This is a genomic window from Streptomyces sp. Y7, from assembly GCF_043195415.1.
Taxonomy (GTDB): domain Bacteria; phylum Actinomycetota; class Actinomycetes; order Streptomycetales; family Streptomycetaceae; genus Streptomyces.
Genome location: NZ_JBIDDQ010000002.1, coordinates 1,217,768 through 1,237,825, shown reverse-complemented (window position 1 = coordinate 1,237,825; position 20,058 = coordinate 1,217,768). Strand labels below are relative to the sequence as shown.

Genomic DNA, 20,058 nt, shown 5'->3' with positions numbered 1-20,058 from the left:
TGGCCTTGACCAGGGTGGGGCGGCTGGTGCTGTCTTCCAGTGAGGTGAGGTGGACGGTGCCGCCGTTGGTGAGCGGCGTCCACAGGGCCGTGATGGTGAGGTCGAAGGCGAGCGGTGAGTGCAGCACTGTCGAGCCTGCTGTGGCCGGGTAGGCGGTGCGGGCGCGGTGGAGGTAGGTGGCCAGGGCGTGATGGTCGATGACGACGCCCTTGGGTCGGCCCGTCGAGCCGGACGTGTAGATCATGTACGCGGCGTGCCGGGAAGACCATGGCACCCGCCGCTCACTGTCGGCGATGTCGGTGGTGGTGAAGCCGGCGTACTCGCTTTCGGGTATCGCCTCCCGCAGGGTGAGGACGGGTGTCGCGTCGTCGAGCATGTAACTGACGCGCTCGACCGGGTAGTCGGGGTCGATCGGCAGATACGCCGCCCCTGCCTTGACCACCGCCAGCAGAGAAACGACGGCGTCGACCGACTTGGGCAGGGCGACCGCGACGAACTGCTCAGCCCCCACACCCTGCGCGATCAGGTGCCGGGCCAACTGATTCGCCTGCGCGTCGAGTTCGCCGTAGGTGAGCGACTGGCCGTCGCAGACCAGGGCGACCGCGTCCGGCGTCCGAGCCGCCTGCCGGGCGACCAGCTCGTGCAGCGGAACGTCGGGCAGCTCCGTGCTGCGTCCGTTCCACTCCACCAACACCCGCTCACGTTCCTCGCGTCCGATGATCTCGACATCGCCGATGCGCAGGTCGGGTGAGGCGGTCATGGCGTCCAGCACACGGACGAACCGCTCCGCGATGCGCTCCGCCGAGGTGCGCTCGAACAACTGGGTGCTGAAGTCCAGCGCGCCGTCGACGCCCTTGGGCCGACGGTCGTCGTCGAACGACTCGGCGAAGGCGAAGGACAGATCGAACTTCGACGCGGTACGCCGCACGTTCTGCGGCGACACCCGCAGGCCGGGAAGCTCGGCGACCTCGTGCAGCGCGCCCTCGTGGTCGGTGTTGTTGAACGTCAGCAGCACCTGGAACAGCGGGTGATGGGACAGCGTGCGCGCCGGGTTCAGGACCTCGACGAGGCGTTCGAAGGGGAGGTCCTGGTGCGTGTAGGCGGTGAGGTCGGTGGTGCGGACCCGGTCGAGCAGCTCACGGAAGGTCGGGTTACCGCTGGTGTCGGTGCGCAGGACCAGGGTGTTGATGAAGAACCCGATGAGGCGGTCGGTGGCGTCGTCGGTGCGTCCGGCGATGGGAGTGCCGAGGGGGATGTCGTGTCCGGCACCGAGCCGGGTGAGGAGGGCCGAGAGCGCCGTCTGCACCACCATGAACGCGCTGGTGTGAGAAGCCCGCGCCAGCGCGGTGAGCCGTCCGTGCAACTCGGCCGGGATCTCGAAGGTGACCCGGTCGCCGCTGTAGTCGGCGATGGCGGGGCGGGGTCGGTCGGTGGGCAGGTCGAGCTGTTCGGGGAGTCCGGCGAGTGTCTGCTTCCAGTGGGCGAGTTGACGGCCGGCGGTGCTGTCGGGGTCGGTGTCGTCGCCGAGGAGGTCCTGCTGCCACAGCGCGTAGTCCGCGTACTGCACCGCGAGCGGCTCCCAGTCCGGCGCCCCACCCGAGAGGCGTGCGGTGTAGGCGGCGGTGAGGTCCTGGGCGAGCGGGCCCCGCGACCAGGCGTCGCAGGCGATGTGGTGCACCAGGAGCACGAGGACGTGCTCCTCCTGCGAGACCCTCAACAACCATGTGGCGACCGGCAGTTCGGCTTCGATGTCGAAGCAGTGACCGGCCACCTCGGACAGTCGCTCAGCGACGTGTTCCTCGGCGACGTCGACGACCGTGAACGGCGCTTCGGCGACGTCCGCCGACAGCACGATCTGGTGCGCGCCGTGCTCGTCCTCGGCGAAGACCGTGCGCAGGCTCTCGTGCCGGGCCACGACGTCCCCGACGGCTGCCCTCATCGCCGTGGCGTCGAGGATCCCGCTGAGCCGGATGGCCGTGACCGTGTTGTACGTCGGGCTCGGTCCTTCCAACTGGTGCAGGAACAGCAGGCGTTGCTGGGCGTACGACAACGGGATGCGCTCTGGCCGGGTCGCCGGGGCCAGTTGCGGCCGGGCGCCCTCCGCGCCGTTCATCGCGGTGGCCAGCACGGCGATCGTGGGCGTTTCGAAGAGTTGCCGGATGCTGAGTTCGGTGCCGAGCACGGCGCGGATGCGGCTCACGAGTCGGGTGGCGAGGAGGGAGTGTCCGCCGAGGTCGAAGAAGTTGTCGTCGATGGTGACGCGTTCTACGCCGAGGACGTCGGCGTAGAGCGTGCAGAGGATTTCTTCGCGGGGGGTGCGGGGGGCTCGGCCTGCTGCCGCTGCCGTGTAGGTGGGGGCGGGGAGTGCCTTGCGGTCGAGTTTGCCGTTGGGCGTCAGTGGCAGGGTGTCGAGGGTGATGAGGGCCGAGGGGATCATGTAGTCGGGCAGGCGCTGGGCGAGGTCTGACCGGGCGGCGGCTTCGTTCCACTGGTCGGCGTCGGTGACGACGTAGGCGACGAGGCGTTGGTCGCCGGGGGTGTCCTCACGCAGTAGTACGGCGGCTTGTGCGACGCCTGGGCGGGCGGCGATCGCGGACTCGATCTCTCCTGTCTCGATTCGATGGCCGCGGAGTTTGACCTGGTGGTCGGCGCGGCCGACGAAGACGAGGTCGCCGGCGTCGTTCCAGCGGGCGAGGTCGCCGGTGCGGTAGATGCGGCTGCCAGGTGTGCCGAAGGGGTTGGCGGTGAAGCGTTCGGAGGTGAGGGCGGGGCGGTGGTGGTAGCCGCGGGCGAGTTGGTGGCCGGCGAGGTAGAGCTCGCCGGTGACGCCGGGGGGTACGGGGCGCAGCGCGGAGTCGAGGACGTAGACGGCTGTGTTGGCGAAGGGCCGCCCGATCGGGACCGGTCCGGTCGCGTTGCTGTCGAGCGGGTATTCGGTGATGTTGACGGTGGATTCGGTGGGTCCGTAGGCGTTGATGACCTGGACGTCGGGGTGCTGTGCGCGCCAGGTGGTCAGCTGGTCGGCGTTTAGGGCTTCGCCGCCGAGGATCAGTGTCTGTGAGGGTGAGGCGGTCTCGGGCAGGCTGCTGAGGATGGGCAGGTGGCTGGGGGTGGCTTTGACCAGGGTGGGGCGGCTGGTGCTGTTTTCCAGCGATGCGAGGTGGACGGTGCCGCCGTTGGTGAGCGGCGTCCACAGGGCGGTGATGGTGAGGTCGAAGGCGAGCGGTGAGTGCAGCACCGTCGAGCCCGCCGTCGCCGGGTAGGCGGTGCGGGCGCGGTGGAGGTAGGTGGCCAGGGCGTGATGGTCGATGACGACGCCCTTGGGCCGGCCCGTCGAACCGGACGTGTAGATCATGTACGCGGCGTGCCGGGAAGACCACGGCACACGCCGCTCACCGTCGGTTATCTCGGTCGTCGGGTAGTCAGCCCACTCGGAGTACCGGATCGGCGCCGTGAGCGCGATCACCGGTGCCGCGTCGTCGAGCATGTAACTGACGCGCTCGGTGGGGTAGTCGGGGTCGATCGGCAGATACGCCGCCCCTGCCTTGACCACCGCCAGCAGAGAAACGACGGCGTCGACCGACTTGGGCAGCGCGACCGCGACGAACTGCTCAGCCCCCACACCCTGCGCGATCAGGTGCCGGGCCAACTGGTTCCCACGGGCGTTGAGTTCGCCGTAGGTCAGCGACTGCCCGTCGCAGACCAGGGCCACCGCGTCCGGCGTCCGAGCCGCCTGCCGGGCGACCAGCTCGTGCAGCGGAACGTCGGGCAGCTCCGTGCTGCGTCCGTTCCACTCCACCAACACCCGCTCCCGCACGTCCGGTTCGAGCGTGTCCAGCCTGCCGACCGGCGAGTCACCTCCCTCGACCAGCGTCTGGAGCACCCGCAGCATCCGGTCGGCCAACGATCGCGCCAGACCCTCCGGGCACACGTCGGCCCGGTGGTCGAGCCGCAGGCTCAGCGCCGAGTCCCTGGTGTGGGCTACGAGGTTGGCGACGAAGTCCGTGTGCTCGACGGCATGGAACCCGGCGACACGCAGACCGTTCAGGTCGGGGCTCGTCGCCTCGGCGCTGACGGGATAGTTCTGGAACACCATGGCGGTGTCGAAGAGTTGTGGGTGTCCGGTCCAGGTCTGGATGTCGGTGAGGCCGGGCCACTGGTGGTCCAGGAGTGTGGTCTGTTCGTTCTGGAGGCGGCGGAAGAGGGTGCTGACGGTCTCGGTGTGGTCGAGGCGGGTGCGGACGGGGAGGGTGTTGATGAAGAGGCCGACCATGTGCTCGACGCCGGTGAGCTCGGGTGGGCGGCCGGAGACGGTGGCGCCGAAGACGACGTCGTCGCGTCCGGTGGCCTGGGCCAGGGCGAGGGCCCACGCGCCCTGCACGACGGTGTTCATGGTCACGCCGTGCGACCGCGCCCAGGACACCAGCGACTCGGTGGCGGTCGCGTCCAGGCCGAACGTCACGCTGAGCGGGGCCGTGTCGGCGGAGCCCGCGCCGGGCGCGAGCAGGCAGCCCTCGTCGAGACCGGCCAGGGAGTGCTGCCAGGCGTCCCGGGCGGCGTCCCGGTCACGGGTGCCCAGCCAGGCCAGGTAGTCGCTGTAGGGACGCACCCGCGGCAGTGAGGAGGGGTCGCCGGCGGTGGCGTACAGCTTGGTCAGCTCCTGCCACAGCAGCGGCAACGACCAGCCATCGAGCAGGATGTGATGGTTCGTCATGACCAGACGGGCGTGAGCGGCGGTCAGCCTGACCGCGGTGAAGCGCAGCAGCGGAGGGCGCGTGAGGTCGAAGCGCCGTTCCCGGTCCTCGGTGGCGAGCCGGTCTGCCTCGGCTGCGCGCTTGTCGGCGGGCAGCCCGCTCAGGTCGGCCTCGCGCCAGTCGGGTTCCACGTCGCCGGGAACACACTGCACCCACTCGCCCGAGGGGGTCTGCCGGAAGCCGGCCCGCAGGTTGGGGTGGCGCAGGAGCAGCGCGTGCACGGCCGAACGCATACGGGCCGCGTCGAAGGCACCTTCGAGATCGAACGAGATCTGGCCGACGTAGACGTCGCGGGCGTCCTGGTCGTAGAGGTTGAGAAAGAGGAAGCCCTCCTGGAGCGGAGCCAGCGGGAGGACGTCCCGGAGGTCGGGGACGGCGCGCTCCAGGAAGTCGACGTCGTCCTGGTGGAGGCCGGGGTGGGCGAGGTCGGACGGGGTCAGCCCGGCCGCACCCGGCCCGGCGGCCTCCGCGACGAGATCGCGCAGGGCCTGGAACCAGGCGTCGGCCAGGTGCCGGGCGTCCTGCTCGCTCAGCGCCGAGGGCGCGTACGTCCAGGTCGCCCGCAGCCGGGTGCCCGAACCGGTGTCCAGGGCCACGGCGTTGAGGTCCATGCTGTGGGCCAGCGGCATGTCGCCGTCGATGCCGGCGACGTCACCCCCGGCGATCCTGAACGAGCCGGCGCTCTCGTCGTCCTGGCCGAGCCTGCCGAGGTAGTTGAAGCCGAACTGCGGCTCGGGCAGCGCGGCCAGCACCGGCCCGGTGCGCGGGTTGAGATGGCGCAGCAGGCCGTAGCCGAGGCCGTCGGCGGGAACGGTGCGCAGTTGCTCCTTGACGGCCTTCAGCGCGCGGATCATGGGCGTGTTCGTGCCGTCGGTGCGGCGCGCGGCCAGCCGTACGGGGTACAGGGCGGTGAACCAGCCCGCGGTGCGGCTCAGATCGCTGCCCGGCAGGGCGTCCTCGTGGCGTCCGTGGCTCTCCAGATCGACCACGACGGGGGCGTCGGGGTCGGCACCGCGACCGCGTCGCCACTCGGCGACGGCCACCGCGAAAGCGGTCAGCAGCACGTCGTTGACCGTGGCACGGCAGACACCGGGTACGCGCGTGAGGAGTTCACGGGTGGTGTCCGCGTCGAGCTCGGTCGTGACCTCCTCGGCCGTGGCGTGCAGGTCGCGGGTACGGTCCAGGCGCGGCGCGGTGGTGCCTCCGGTGAGGACCGTGCGCCAGTGGTCCAGTTCGGCCTCGGTCGAGGGGTGTTCGGCGAGCTCCGCCAGCGTGCGCGCCCAACTCCGCCACGGGGTGCCGGTCGGGGCGAGTGTCCGGCCTTCGTAGGCCGCGACCAGATCGGGAACGAGGATGCGCCAGGTGACGCCGTCGACGACCAGATGGTTGGCGACCAGGACGAGCCGTCCCTCGCGGCCGGCGCCGCGGTCGAGCCAGACGGCCTGGAGCATACGGCCGTCGGCCGGGGCGAGCCGGGCCCGGGCGGCCCGGGCGTGCTCCGTGACGGCCGTGGCGAGCGCCTGCTCGTCCAGGCCGGAGGCGTCGGCACGGACCAGGCAGTCGCCGCCGTCGACCGAGCCGGGCTCGGGGACGGTGACCGTCCAGTCCTCGGTGACCCGCAGACGCAGTGCGTCGTGATGGTCGAGGAGGGTGCCGAGAGCGGCCCGCAGCGCGTCCGGGTCCAGGCCGGCCGGTGTCGTGAGGACGATCGACTGGTTGAACGGGGCGGCGGCGGAGCCGAGTTCGGCGAACCAGCGCATCATCGGGGTCGTGGGGGCCGTGCCCCAGGGGGTGCCGGAGCCGGCCGCCGGGCGGTCGCCGTCCGCGGCTGCCTCGGTGGCGGACTCGGCGAGCAGGGCCGGGGTCTGGTGCTCGAAGACGTCCCGGACCGACAGGGAGAGTCCGGCTGCCCGGGCCCGGCCGATCAGCTGGATGGACAGGATGCTGTCGCCGCCCAGGTCGAAGAAGCCGTCGTCCGCGCCCACGGACGCGACGCCGAGGGTCCGGGCGAACAGGTCGCACAGCAGCCGCTCGCGCGCGGTGGCCGGCCGGCGGCCCGAGCGCTGCGTGGAGTAGTCCGGCGCGGGCAGCGCCTTGCGGTCCAGTTTGCCGTTGATGGTCAGCGGCAGTGCGTCCATGGCGACGAAAGCCGTCGGGATCATGTGGTCGGGCAGCGTCTCGCGCAGTTCGGCGCGCAGCCGGGCGGGATCCAGGGCCCGGCCCGGCTCCGGGACGACGTAGGCCACGAGCCGTCGGTCGCCGGGGCGGTCCTCGCGGACGACGACGGCGGCACGGGACAGCTCCGCGCGTTCGGTGATGACGGCCTCGACCTCGGTCGGTTCGATGCGCAGGCCACGGATCTTGACCTGGTCGTCGGCCCGGCCGAGGTACTCCAGCTCGCCGTGCGGCAGCCACCGCACCAGGTCGCCGGTGCGGTACAGCCGGGAGCCCGGCGCACCGAACGGGTCGGCGACGAACCGCTCGGCGGTGAGCTCCGGCCGGCGGTGGTAGCCGCGGGCCAGGTGCGGGCCGGCGGTGTAGAGCTCGCCGGGCACACCGGGGGCCACCGGGCGCAGCGCCCCGTCCAGTACGTAGACGGCCGTGTGCGCGACGGGAGAGCCGATGGGCGGCGTGACGGGTCCGGACAGCGGACGGCTCATCGTCGAGCAGACCGTGGTCTCGGTGGGGCCGTAGGAGTTGAGCATGGTGCGGCCCGCGGACCAGCGCTCCACGAGTTCGGGCGGGCTGGTCTCGGCGCCCACGACGAGCGTCGTCCCGGCGGGCAGTGACCCCTCGGCCATCAGGCCCAGAACCCCGGGCGTCAGGCTCAGATGGGTCACGGAGTGCCGGACCGCCAGCCCGGCCAGCTCCGGACCCGGCGTGGTCTCCTGCGGGGCGACCACCAGGGTGGCGCCGGTGAGCAGGCCCATCGCCAGCTCCCAGAAGGCGGCGTCGAAACCGGGGGAGAGGTGCTGCAGGATCCTGCTGCCCGGCCCGGCGGCACAGTCGCGGACGAAGATGTCCAGCAGGCCAGGAAGACCGGTGTGGGTGACGACCACGCCCTTGGGGCGGCCCGTCGTGCCCGAGGTGTAGATCATGTACGCCGGGTGCTCGGGCCGCAGCGGGGCGGGGCGCTCGGCGTCGGTGACGTCGTGCGCGGGCGTCCGGTCCAGGGCCTCGGCCGTGCCGGCGCCGTCCAGCAGCAGCCGTGGCACCGCGGTGTCGGGCAGGCCGCAGGCGCCGTCGGTGGAGGTCACCACCACGACCGGTGCGGCGTCGCGGAGGACGTGGGCGACCCGTTCGGCGGGGTAGGCGGGGTCCACCGGCAGATAGGCGGCGCCCGCCTTGAACGCGGCGAGGGCGGCGACCACCAGGTCGGCGCTGCGGGGCAGAGCCGTGGCGACGAACCTCTCCGGACCGGCGCCCAGCCGGAGCAGACGCCGCGCCAACCGGTTGGCGCGGGCGTTGAGTTCCCCGTAGGACAGCACCTGCCCGGCGAACTCGACGGCCGGCCGCTCGGGTGCCTCGGCGGCGTGCCGCTCCACGTGGGCGGCGAAGGTGAGGGCTTCGGCGGGGCGGGCGGTGTCGTTCCACTCGGTCAGCACCCGGTGGCGCTCCGCCTCGCTGAGGACCTCGACGTCCCCGACGAGCCCGTCCGGGTCGGCGACGAGTCCCGTCAGCAGACGGATGAACCGGTCGGCCAGCGCCCGCACGGTCTCCTCGTCGAACAGGTCGGCGCTGTACTCGACGGCGCCCGCGCACCCCGCCGGCGTGCCGTCGGCGTCGCGCCGTTCGACGAGCTCCACCGCCAGGTCGAGCTTGGCGACGCCGGTCTCCACCGTCAGCGGGGTCGCCCCGAGACCGGTCGCGGACAGCGCGCCCAGGGCGTCCTGCTGGGTCGTGTCCAGGCTCAGCAGCACCTGGAAGAGCGGGTTGTGGGACAGCGACCGGGCCGGTGCGAGCACCTCCACGAGGTGCTCGAAGGGCAGATCCTGGTGGGCGTAGGCGGTGAGGTCGCTCTCCCGCACGCGGTCCAGGAGCTCGCGGAACGTGGGGTTGCCGCCCGTGTCGGTGCGCAGCACCAGGGTGTTGACGAAGAAGCCGACGAGCTGGTCGACGGCGTCGTCGGTGCGGCCCGCCACGGGTGTGCCCAGCGGGATGTCGTCGCCCGCGCCCATCCGGGAGAGCAGCGCTGCCAGGGCCGCCTGCAGGACCATGAACAGGCTGGTCCTCGACTCCCCGGCGAGGGCGACGGCGGCGCGGTGGACGGACGCGGGCACGTCCAGGGGCACGCGGCCGCCGCGGTGCGTGGCGACGGCCGGGCGGGGCCGGTCGGCGGGCAGGTCCAGCCGCTCGGGCAGCCCGGCCAGGGCCTGCCGCCAGTGCGCGAGCTGCCGCCCGGCGAGACTCGTTGCGTCCTGCGCGTCGCCGAGGGAGGCGTGCTGCCACAGCGCGAAGTCGGCGTACTGCGCCGGCAGCGGCGCCCAGGCGGGTGCCGCGCCCCGCGACCGGGCCGTGTAGGCGGCCGCGAGGTCACGCATGAGCGGGCCGAGGGACCAGCCGTCACCCGCGATGTGATGGATCATCAGCAGCAGTACGTGCTCGGTCCCGGCCGTCCGGAACAGCTCGGCGCGCACGGGCAGTTCACGTTCGAGGTCGAAGCAGTGCCGGGCGGCCCGCTCCAGCCGGTCCGTCACCTCCTCCGCCGTGCTGTCGACGACCGGCAGCGGGAAGCGGACGTCCGCCGCGTCCAGCACGATCTGCCGGGCACCCTCGTCGTCCTGCGCGAAGACCGTCCGCAGGCTCTCGTGCCGGGTGACGACGTCGACGAAGGCCGCGCGCAGCGCGTCGGTGTCGAGCGTGCCGGTCAGCCGGAGCGCACCGGTGATGTTGTACGTCGGTGAGGGGCCGTCGAGCTGGTGCAGGAACCACAGCCGCTGCTGGGCGTACGACAGCGGCAGCCGCTCCGGGCGCGGCCCGGCCGTGAGCGGTTCCCGGGCGTGCTCGGCGCCGTCCAGGGCGGCGGACAGACCGGCCACCGTGGGTGTGTCGAACAGCTGCCGCACCGACAGCTCCACGCCGAGCGCGGTGCGGATGCGCGCGGCGAGCCGGGTGGCGAGCAGGGAGTGGCCGCCCAGGTCGAAGAAGCCGTCGTCGATGGTGACGCGCGGCACCGCGAGGATCTCGGCGAACAGGGCGCACAGGATCTCCTCGCGCGGCCCCCGGGGAGCGCGGCCGGCTGCCGCCGCCGTGTAGGAGGGGGCGGGCAGCGCCCGGGTGTCCAGCTTGCCGTTGGGAGTCAGCGGCAGCGTGTCCAGGGCGACGAACGCCGACGGCAGCATGTGCTCCGGCAGTTGTGCGGCGGCGTGGTCGAGCAGCTGCCGGTCGGGCACCCGCGTGTCGGTGACCACGTAGGCGACGAGCCGGTGGTCGCCGGGGGTGTCCTCGCGCAGCCGTACGGCGACGTCCCGGACGCCGGGATGGGCGGCGAGCACGGCCTCGATCTCGCCGAGTTCGATGCGGAACCCGCGGATCTTGACCTGGTGGTCGGCGCGGCCCAGGTAGTCGAGGCCGCCGTCGGCGCGACGCCGGGCCAGGTCGCCCGTGCGGTACATCCGGGCGCCCGACTCGTCGAACAGGGCGGCGTACGGGTCGGCGGGGAAGCGGTCGGCGGTCAGTCCCGGACGGCCCAGATAGCCGCGGGCGAGACCGGCACCGGCGACGTACATCTCGCCGGTGACGCCGGGCGGCGTGGGGCGCAGCGCGGCGTCCAGGACGTACACCCGCAGGTCCGGGATGTTGACGCCGACGGTGCTCGCCGACGCGGCTGCGGCCGTGGCCCGGTCCAGCGGGAAGTGGGAGACATGGACCGTGGTCTCGGTGATGCCGTACATGTTGACCAGCGCCGGGGCGTCGTCGGCGTGCCGTTCGTACCAGTCCGCGAGGCGCGACAGGTCCAGCGCCTCACCGCCGAACACCACGTAGCGCAGGGCGAGTTCATGCGTCCGCTCACGATCGGCGGCGGCCAGCTGGTGGAACGCGGACGGGGTCTGGTTGAGCACGGTGACCCGCTCCCGCTCCAGCAGCGAGAGGAAGGCGGCCGGGTCGCGGCTCACGCCGTGCGGCACGACGACCAGCCTGCCGCCGTGCAGCAGCGCGCCCCACAGCTCCCAGACGGAGAAGTCGAACGCGTACGAGTGGAAGAGGGTCCACACGTCCCGCTCGTCGAAGCCGAACCAGTGGTCGGTGGCAGAGAACAACCGCACGACGTTGCGGTGCGGCACGGCCACGCCCTTGGGGCGGCCGGTGGAGCCCGAGGTGTAGATGACGTATGCGGTGTCCTGCTCGTCGAGCGGCCGGATCCGTTCCTCGCGCGAGAGGTCGTCCGGGGCGTACCCGTCCGCTTCGCCGGTGCCCATGACGACGGTCGGCACGTCGTGGGCGGGGAGCCCGGCCGACGCCTCCTCGGTGGTCAGCAGCATCGCGGGAGCCGCGTCGGACAGCGTGTGCGCCAGCCGGTCCGCCGGGTAGCCGGGGTCGAGCGGCACATACGCGGCACCGGCCTTGACGACCGCCAGCAGCGCGACGACCAGCTCCGGCGAACGGGGCAGGGCGAGCGCGACGAGGTGGTCGGGGCCCACTCCGCGGTCGACGAGCAGCCGGGCGAGCCGGTTGGCGCGCGCGTTGAGCCGGCCGTACGTCTCGGTGGCGGTCCCGAAGGTGAGCGCCGGGCGGTGCGGGTGCAGGGCGGCCTGCCGCTCGAAGAGCTCCGGCAGCGTCGCCCCCCGAGCCGGCACCTCGGCGGAGGACGCGTTGGCGTCCACCAGCAGGGCCCGCTGCTCGCCCGGCACCAGCACGTCCAGCTCGGCCAGCCGCGCGCCGGGGTCCGCGACGGCCTGCGCGAGCAGCCGCAGCAGCCGTTCGGCCAGGGTGCGCACGGTCGCCTCGTCGAAGAGCGCCGTGCTGAACTCGACGGCGAGATCGATCCCCGCGGCGGCGCCGTCGGTGTCCCGGCGTTCGTCGAACGCGAAGGCCAGGTCGAACTTGGACAGTCCGGTGTGCACGGGCACCAGTTCGGTGCGCAGGCCGGGCAGCCGGCCCAGTTCGCCCAGGGCGTCCTGCTGGGTGGTGTCGAAGGTCAGCATGACCTGGAACAGCGGATGGTGCCCGGCGCCGCGGTCGGGGTTGACGGCCTCCACCAGCCGCTCGAACGGCAGGTCCTGGTGGGCGTAGGCGGCCAGGTCGGTGTCGCGGACCCGGCCGAGCAGCGCGCGGAAGGTGGGGTCGCCGCCGGTGTCGGTGCGCAGCACCAGCGTGTTGACGAAGAAGCCGACCAGGTTCTCCACCGCCGCGTCGGTGCGCCCGGCGATGGTGGAGCCGATCGGTACGTCCTCGCCGGCGCCGAGCCGGGTGAGCAGCGCGGCGAGCGCGGCCTGGAGCACCATGAACACGCTCGTGCGGCTCTCCGTGGCCAGGTCGGCCAGCGCGCGGTGCAGTTCGGCGGGCACCCTCAGGTCGAGCCGGTCGCCGGTGTTGTCGCGGCGGCCGGGGCGCGGCCGGTCGGTGGGAAGGTCCAGCCGCTCGGGCAGGCCCTCCAGGACCCGCTGCCAGTGCGCGAGCTGGCGGCCGCCCTCGCTCCGCGGATCCCCGTCGGCGCCCAGGAACGCGTGCTGCCACAGGGCGTGGTCGGCGTACTGCACGGGCAGCGGCGCCCAGTCGGGGGCCGCCCCCGCAAGCCGTGCGCCGTACGCGGTGCCCAGATCGCGGGCGAGCGGGGCGAGGGACCAGCCGTCGCCGGCGATGTGGTGCAGCACCAGCATCAGGACGTGTTCGTCCGGTGCCATCCGCAGCAGGGCGGTGCGCAGCGGCAGGTCGCGGGTGAGGTCGAACGGGGCGCGGGCCACCCGGGCGATCTCCTCGTCCAGGTGCGCGGCGTCGGTGTCGGTGATCTCCAGCCGGGCCGGCGCGTCGGCCGCCGGCAGGACCAGCTGATAGGGGCCCTGTCCGTCCTCGGCGTAGAGCGTCCGCAGGCTCTCGTGCCGGGCGACCACGTCACCGATCGCCGCCTCCAGCGCCGCGGCGGCCACCGGGCCGGTCAGCCGCAGCGCGGCGGGGATGTTGTACAGCGGCGAGGGTCCCTCGAACTGGTGCAGGAACCACAGCCGTTGCTGGGCGAAGGACAGCGGCAGCCGATCGGGCCGGGCCAGGGCCGTCACCGCCGTACGCGCCCGGCCCTCGCCGTCCAGCGCCCGGGCCAGTGCCGCCACGGTCGGGCACTCGAAGACCCGCTGGATCGGTACCTCGACGCCCAGGGCGGTGCGGATGCGGCTGATCAGCCGGGTGGCGAGCAGCGAGTGACCGCCCAGTTCGAAGAAGCCGTCGTCGATGCCGACCGCCTCGGCGCCGAGGACCTCGGCGAAGAGCGTGCACAGCAGTTCCTCGCGCGGGGTGCGCGGGGCCCGGCCGCCGCCGCGCTCGGGGGCGTGGGGCACGGGGAGGGCCTTGCGGTCCAGCTTGCCGTTGGGAGTCACCGGCAGGTCCGCGAGCGTGACGAAGGCGGCGGGCACCATGTAGTCGGGCAGCAGTGCGCGCAGCCGTTCGGCCAGCGTGTCCGCGTCGGGGGCGGAGGCGCCGGCCGGCACGGTGTAGGCGACCAGACGCTGGTCGCCGGGCCGGTCCTCGCGCAGCACCACGGCGGCCTGCGCGATCTCGGGCTGCCCCGTCAGGGCCGCCTCGATCTCGCCGAGTTCGATCCGGAAACCCCGCAGTTTGACCTGGTGGTCGGCGCGTCCGAGGTAGTCGAGGCTGCCGTCGCGGTTCCAGCGCGCGAGGTCACCGGTGCGGTACATGCGGCTGCCCGGCGTGCCGTGCGGGTCGGCGGTGAAGCGTTCGGAGCTGAGTCCGGGGCGGCCCAGGTAGCCGCGGGCGAGCTGGACGCCGGCGATGTACAGCTCGCCGGGCACCCCGGCGGGCACCGGGCGCAGCGCGGAGTCCAGCACGTACATCCGGGTGTTCCACACCGGCCGGCCGATGGGCACCGGCCGCGCGCCGGTGTCCTGCGCGCAGGGCCAGTAGGTGACGTCGACGGCGGCCTCCGTCGGCCCGTACAGGTTGTGCAGCGGCACATCGGTCAGCGCCCGGAAGCGTGCCCGCAGTTCCGCGGACAGGGCCTCACCGCTGCAGAACACACGGCGCATCCCGGACAGCGCGTCCGCGGACGGCTCACGCAGGAACACATCGAGCATCGACGGCACGAAGTGCGCGGTGGTGATGCGCTCGCGCCGGATCGTGTCGGCCAGGTAGGCCGGATCGAGATGGCCGTCGGGCCGCGCCACCACCAGCGTGGCGCCCTGCAACAGCGGCCAGAAGAACTCCCACACCGACACGTCGAACCCGGACGGGGTCTTCTGCAGCACCCGGTCGCCGGGACCGAGCCGGTAGGTGTCCTGCATCCAGGCCAGCCGGTTCACGATCGCCCGGTGCGAGACGACCACGCCCTTGGGGCGGCCGGTGGATCCCGAGGTGAAGATGACGTACGCGGGGTGGCTCGGGTCGAGGCCCACGGCGGGCGCCGCCGCCACGGAGGTGCCGGTGCCGTCCACCAGGAGCCTCGGGGTGCCGTCCGCGGGCAGCGCGTCCTCGGTGTCGCGGGAGGTCAGCACCAGCAGCGCGCCCGCGTCGCGCAGGATGTGACCGATGCGATCCGCCGGATATCCGGGGTCGACGGGCACGTAGGCGGCACCCGACTTCAGTACCGCGAGCAGGGCGACGACCAGGTCCACCGAGCGCGGCAGGGCGACGGCCACGAACTTCTCGGGGCCTGCTCCCCGTTCGGCCAGCAGCCCGGCGAGCCGGTCGGCACGGGCGTGCAGTTCCGCGTAGGTCAGGGAGGTCCCCTCGAACGCGAGGGCCTCCCGCTGCGGGGTGCGCGCGGCCTGCCGCTCCAGCAGCTCCGTGAGGGTGTCGTCCGGCACCTCCCGCGCGGTGTCGTTCCACTCGTCCAGGATGCGGTGGCGCTCCTCGGCGGTGAGCAGCGCCGACCGGCCGACGGGCGTGCCGGGGTGGGCGGCGAGGTCCTCCATCAGCCGGACGAAGCGTTCCTGCAGGCCGGCCAGTTCATCGGCGCCGTACACCTGCGGATTGCCCTCGAAGTCGACCCGCAGACCCGACTCGGGCGTGCCGGTCAGCACGAAGTTCAGGTCGGTGGTGGGACCGGAGCCCAGGCTGCGCATCATGCCCAGCGGTCCGCCGAAGTCGACGGGCCGGGTGTACGGCAGCACGTTCACCGTCGGACCGAGCACTCCGGCGCCGCCCGAGACACCGAGCTCGCGGTTGAGCTCCTCGCCCCGGTAGCGGCTGTGCGCCATGAGGCCGCGCAGCCCGGCGGAGACCTCCTCGATCAGAGCGGCGAAGTCCGCCTCGGGGTCGACGCGCAGACGCAGCGGCAGCTGATTGGAGACCATGCTCGGCGTGGTGCGGGCGTTGGCGCCGTACCGGCCGGTGACCGGGACCGACACCACGATGTCCCGGGCATCCGTCATCCGGTGCAGGAACGCGGCCACCGAGGCGATCACCACGCGTGCCCAGGACGAGCCGGCCGCCTGCGCCACGTCCTCCAGCGCCCGGGTGCGCTCGGGCCCCAGCCGCACGCTCGCCAGGATTCCGGCCAGGGCGTGCTCGCCGACCCGGCCGGCGAGCGACACCGGCTCGGGCCGCTCGGTGAACAGCCCGGTCCAGTACGCCCGGTCACGCTCGTGCCGTGCCGAGCCCCGGTAGGACTCCTCGTCGGCGACGATCCGGTCCATGCTGCCGAACGAGCGGCCGGGGATCTCCTGACCGTGCGTCAGTGCCCGGTAGACCTCGGCGAGCCGCTCGTAGAACAGGGTCATGCTGGTGCCGTCCAGCACGATGTGATGGACGCCCAGGTAGTACATGTGCCGGCCGGGCGCCAGGGTGAACAGGGCGTGGCTGCTGATCCCCGGCCGGTCCAGCGCGACCGGCGTGGCCCGGTCACGCTCCATCCACTCGATCGCCTCGGCCTCGGGGTCCGGATGCCCGGTCAGGTCGAAGTGCGGCAGCCGTACCGGCGTGTACGGCGAGCCGTCCGGGCCGTGCGTGGCGGTCGAGCCCTTCGGCGCGGGCGGGCAGGGGGCCCGGTACGGCTCCCCCTGCTCGTCGGTGAGGAAGCGGGAGCACAGCGTCTCCGTCTCGGCCAGCGTGTGCCGCAGCGCCTCGGTCAGCACGGCGTGGTCGAGTGGGCCGTCGATCTCCAGGCAGGATCCGGTCTTGTAGCTGGTGCCCCGGGGGTCCAGCTGCTGGCCCAGCCACACCTCTCGCTGGGCGGCGGTCAGCCCGTGCCGAATGGTCGAGAGCTCGGACACCTGTCTCCTCACAATCATCCGCCGGAGAACCCGGCCTTTTCAGTGCCGCGCCACGCGAAAATCGATCGAGGCGTTGGTGAGACGTCGTCAAATAAAGGCGAAGGGGGACGCTAGCAAGGTTTCAATGATTCGGTCAACATGGTTATCCGGATCAATAACCGCAGCTCACAGACCTGATATCGAGCCGATAGCGAGGTTATACGGGGTATTTGTAGAGTGCTCTCGGCTGTTGGTCTCAGTGGTCCGTCGGCATTCCCAGAACGAGCTCCGAAATTGTATTCCGGCAGCGCTCCCCGTTTCTCCCGTTCCTGTATTGGAGAGTCTCCATGCCGCCCCTTGCCATCGCCTATGCCGAGCTGTACGTAGCCGACGACCGGGAGGCCGCGGGATTTTTCACCGACAGCCTCGGCTTCGTGCCGGTGGCCGTGGCGGGACCCGCCACGGGCACGCCGGACCGTCGCTCCACCGTGCTGCGCAGCGGCGAGGTGACCCTGGTGGTCACCCAGGCGCTGGGCGAGGGAACCGTCGTGGCGCGGTACGTCGAGCGGCACGGCGACTCCATCGCCGACCTCGCCTTCAGCTGCACCGACGTCCGTTCCGCCTTCGACCGGGCGGTCCTGGCCGGTGCCGCCGTGCGCCAGGCACCGACCCCGGCGCTGGCCGGCGGGGACTCCTGGTACGCGGCCGTGTCCGGCTTCGGTGACATCCGGCACACCCTGGTGCCGACCGGCACCGGCGTCCCGCTGCCGCCCGACCGCGACTGGGCGCTGCTGCCCGCCTCCGCCGGCACGGGCGCACCGCGCCCCGCCCTCGACCATGTCGCCGTCTGCCTGGAGGCCGGCACCCTGCGCAGGACCGCCGAGTTCTACGAGGCGGCCTTCGACACGCCCTTCTACTCCTCCGAGTACATCGAGGTCGGCGGCCAGGCCATGGACTCCATCGTCGTGCGCAACGCCGACGGCGGCATCACCTTCACCCTCATCGAGCCCGACGACAGCCGGCTGCCGGGCCAGATCAACCGCTTCCTGGAGTCCCACAACGGCGCCGGTGTCCAGCACCTGGCCTTCCTCGTCGACGACATCGTGGACACCGTGCGCGGACTCGGCGACCGCGGCGTCGCCTTCCTGCGCACCCCCGGCGCCTACTACGACCTGCTGACCGACCGCGTCAGCGGCATGGCCGACCGCATCGCCGACCTGCGCGAGACCAACGTCCTGGTGGACCGCGACGAGTGGGGATACCTGCTGCAGATCTTCACCCGCTCGCCCTACCCCCGCGGCACGCTCTTCTACGAGTACATCCAGCGCAACGGCGCCCGGGGCTTCGGCAGTTCGAACATCAAGGCGCTGTACGAGGCCGTCGAGCGGGAGCGGGAAGTGGCCGGCCGATGACGACGCCCGCGCTGCGGCGCCCGGGCGCTCCGCACAGCGCGGCCCGTCCGGCGCCCGAGCCCCACGCCCTGGCCGACTTCGCGGACCTCGCCCGGGACCGACTTCCCCTCGACGTATGGGACTTCATCGCCGGCGGGGCCGGCCGGGAGCGGACCCTGGCCGCCAACGAGGCGGTCTTCGAGGCGACGCGGCTGCGCCCGCGGGCCCTGCCCGGCATCGAGGAACCCGACACCTCGGTCGAGGTACTGGGCTCGCGCTGGGCCGCCCCCGTCGGCATCGCCCCGGTCGCCTACCACGAACTCGCCCACCCCGAAGGCGAGTCCGCGACCGCGCGGGCCGCCGGCCGCCTCGGCCTGCCCCTGGTCGTCAGCACCTTCTCCAGCACGAGCCTGGAGCAGGTGGCCGCGGCCGGCGCCGCTCCACTGTGGCTCCAGCTGTACTGCTTCCGCGACACCGACACCACGCTCGACCTGGCCCGCCGGGCCGGCGCGAGCGGCTACCAGGCCCTGGTGCTCACCGTCGACACCCCCTTCACCGGCCGCAGGCTGCGCGATCTGCGCAACGGCTTCCGGATCCCCGACCACATCGGCCCGGCCAACCTGACCGCGACGGCCGCATCCGGAGCGGCGGCACCGGGGGCCCACAGCCGCCTCGCCTTCGACCGCTCGCTGGACTGGTCCGTCGTCGCCCGGCTGCGCGCCGAGAGCGGACTGCCCGTGCTCGCCAAGGGAGTGCTCACCGCCCGGGACGCCGAGGCGGCCGTGGCCGCGGGCGTCGCCGGGATCGTCGTCTCCAACCACGGCGGCCGCCAACTCGACGGCGCCCCGGCCACCCTGGAGGCACTGCCCGAGGTGGTGGCCGCCGTACGCGACCGCTGCCCCGTCCTGCTGGACGGCGGGATCCGCACCGGGGCGGACGTCCTGGTCGCGCTGGCCCTCGGCGCCCGGGCCGTCCTCGTGGGCCGGCCCGCGCTGTACGCCCTGGCCGTCGACGGCACCGACGGGGTGCACCGGATGCTCTCCCTGCTGACCGAGGAGCTCGCCGAGACCATGGTGTTCACCGGTCACGCGACGACGCGGACCATCGGCCCGGACACCGTCCTGCCGCCGGGCCGGCCGCATACGGACAGGAGCCGCCGATGACGATCACCGCCGACACCGCCGATCGCGCGCCCGTACTGCCGCGGGCCGCCCTGCACCCCAGCCTGTCCCAGCCGCTGCTCGACACCATGAACTTCCTCAACGAGGTGACCCTGCGCTATCCGCAGGCCATCTCCTTCGCCCCCGGCCGCCCCTACGAGGCCGGCTTCGACGTCGCGGACGTCCCCGCACTCATCGAGACCTACCTCGACCACCTGCGCGAGCGCGGCCTGTCCGAGGAGCGCGTGCGCACCGCCCTCTACCAGTACGGCGAGACGGCGGGCCAGATCCGGGACCTCGTCGCGGACATGCTGCGGGTGGACGAGGACATGGCCGTCGACCCCGGTTCCGTGGTCGTGACCGTCGGCTGCCAGGAAGCCGTCCTGCTCACCCTGCGCGCCCTGTTCACCGGCCCCGACGACGTCCTGCTGGTCGACAGCCCCTGCTACGTCGGCGTCACCGGAGCCGCCGGCCTGCTGGGCATCGACGTCGTCCCCGTGCCCGGCACCGCGCACGGACCGAGCCTCGACGGTCTCGACCGCGTCGTGCGGGAACTGACGGAGCAGGGCCGCCGGGCCAAGGCCCTGTACGTGGTACCCGACTGCTCCAACCCCACCGGCGTCAGCATGTCCGTGGAGGACCGCACCGCCCTGCTGGCCAGAGCCCGTCGGCTCGGACTGCTGCTCCTGGAGGACAACCCGTACGGCGTCTTCAGCACGGTGCGGCGGCCCACCCTGAAGGCGCTGGACACCGGACGGAGCGTCATCTACCTCGGATCCTTCGCGAAGACCGCCTTCCCGGGCGCGCGCGTCGGGTTCGTCGTCGCCGACCAGCCGGTGGAGAGCGCCGACAGCGGGGCGCCCGGGCTGCTCGCCGATGAACTGGCCAAGGTCAAGAGCATGGTCACGGTCAACACCTCCAGCCTCAGCCAGGCCGCCGTCGCCGGACTGCTGCTGCGCGCCGGCGGGGGACTCAGAGCGGCCAACGAGCCGGTGGCCCGGCACTACCAGGCCACCATGCGGGCCCTGCGCGACACCCTGGCCCGTGAACTGCCGCCCGGTGAAACCGAGTCGGCCGGGGTGAGATGGAACGACCCCGACGGCGGCTTCTTCCTCACCCTCGACGTCCCGTTCCCCGCGGACGAGGCGGCGCTGCGCCGGTCGGCGCAGACGTACGGCGTGATCTGGACGCCGATGCGCTACTTCCACCTGGACGGCGCGGGCGACCACCGGATCCGCCTCTCGTGCAGCGGCGTCACCGTCGACCAGGCCGTCGACGGCGCCGTACGCCTCGCGCGCTTCGTCAAGGACCGGGCGAAGGAGGACGGCCGGGCCTGAACCAGGGGCGGGGCAGCGCGCCCGTACCGGACCTCCGGGGACCGGTACGGCACGCT

At 72.8% G+C, this 20,058-nt stretch carries 4 protein-coding genes; 3 read left to right on the top strand and 1 reads right to left on the bottom strand.

The genetic code is table 11. The features are described from left to right. Window positions 1-16,135, bottom strand: a 16,135-nt coding sequence (locus ACGFW6_RS11080; RefSeq protein ID WP_393506911.1) for an amino acid adenylation domain-containing protein, incomplete at its 3' end; no start/stop codon positions are given. 326 nt (window positions 16,136-16,461) lie between these two features. Between ACGFW6_RS11080 and hppD the strand changes: the two genes are divergently transcribed. From hppD to ACGFW6_RS11065, 3 genes are read left to right on the top strand one after another with little or no spacing between them, the layout of a single operon-like run. Beyond that, the gene (gene hppD, locus ACGFW6_RS11075; protein ID WP_393506909.1) at window positions 16,462-17,526 is read left to right on the top strand and encodes a 4-hydroxyphenylpyruvate dioxygenase; all 1,065 of its coding nucleotides are present in this window, start codon (window positions 16,462-16,464) and stop codon (window positions 17,524-17,526) included. Continuing rightward, a complete protein-coding gene (locus ACGFW6_RS11070) occupies window positions 17,523-18,668 on the top strand; it encodes an alpha-hydroxy acid oxidase (protein ID WP_393506907.1) in 1,146 nt (381 codons plus the stop codon). Before hppD ends, ACGFW6_RS11070 begins: the two co-directional genes overlap by 4 nt. Continuing rightward, window positions 18,665-20,002, top strand: coding sequence for a PLP-dependent aminotransferase family protein (locus ACGFW6_RS11065; RefSeq protein WP_393506905.1), 1,338 nt, complete (start codon window positions 18,665-18,667; stop codon window positions 20,000-20,002). Before ACGFW6_RS11070 ends, ACGFW6_RS11065 begins: the two co-directional genes overlap by 4 nt. The last annotated feature ends 56 nt before the right edge of the window (window positions 20,003-20,058 follow it).

What these genes read in the sequence shown, in the direction of transcription:
- hppD (WP_393506909.1), top strand. Translation starts at nt 16,462, where the DNA reads ATGCCGCCCCTTGCCATCGCCTATGCCGAGCTGTACGTAGCCGACGAC.
- ACGFW6_RS11070 (WP_393506907.1), top strand. Translation starts at nt 17,523, where the DNA reads ATGACGACGCCCGCGCTGCGGCGCCCGGGCGCTCCGCACAGCGCGGCC.
- ACGFW6_RS11065 (WP_393506905.1), top strand. Translation starts at nt 18,665, where the DNA reads ATGACGATCACCGCCGACACCGCCGATCGCGCGCCCGTACTGCCGCGG.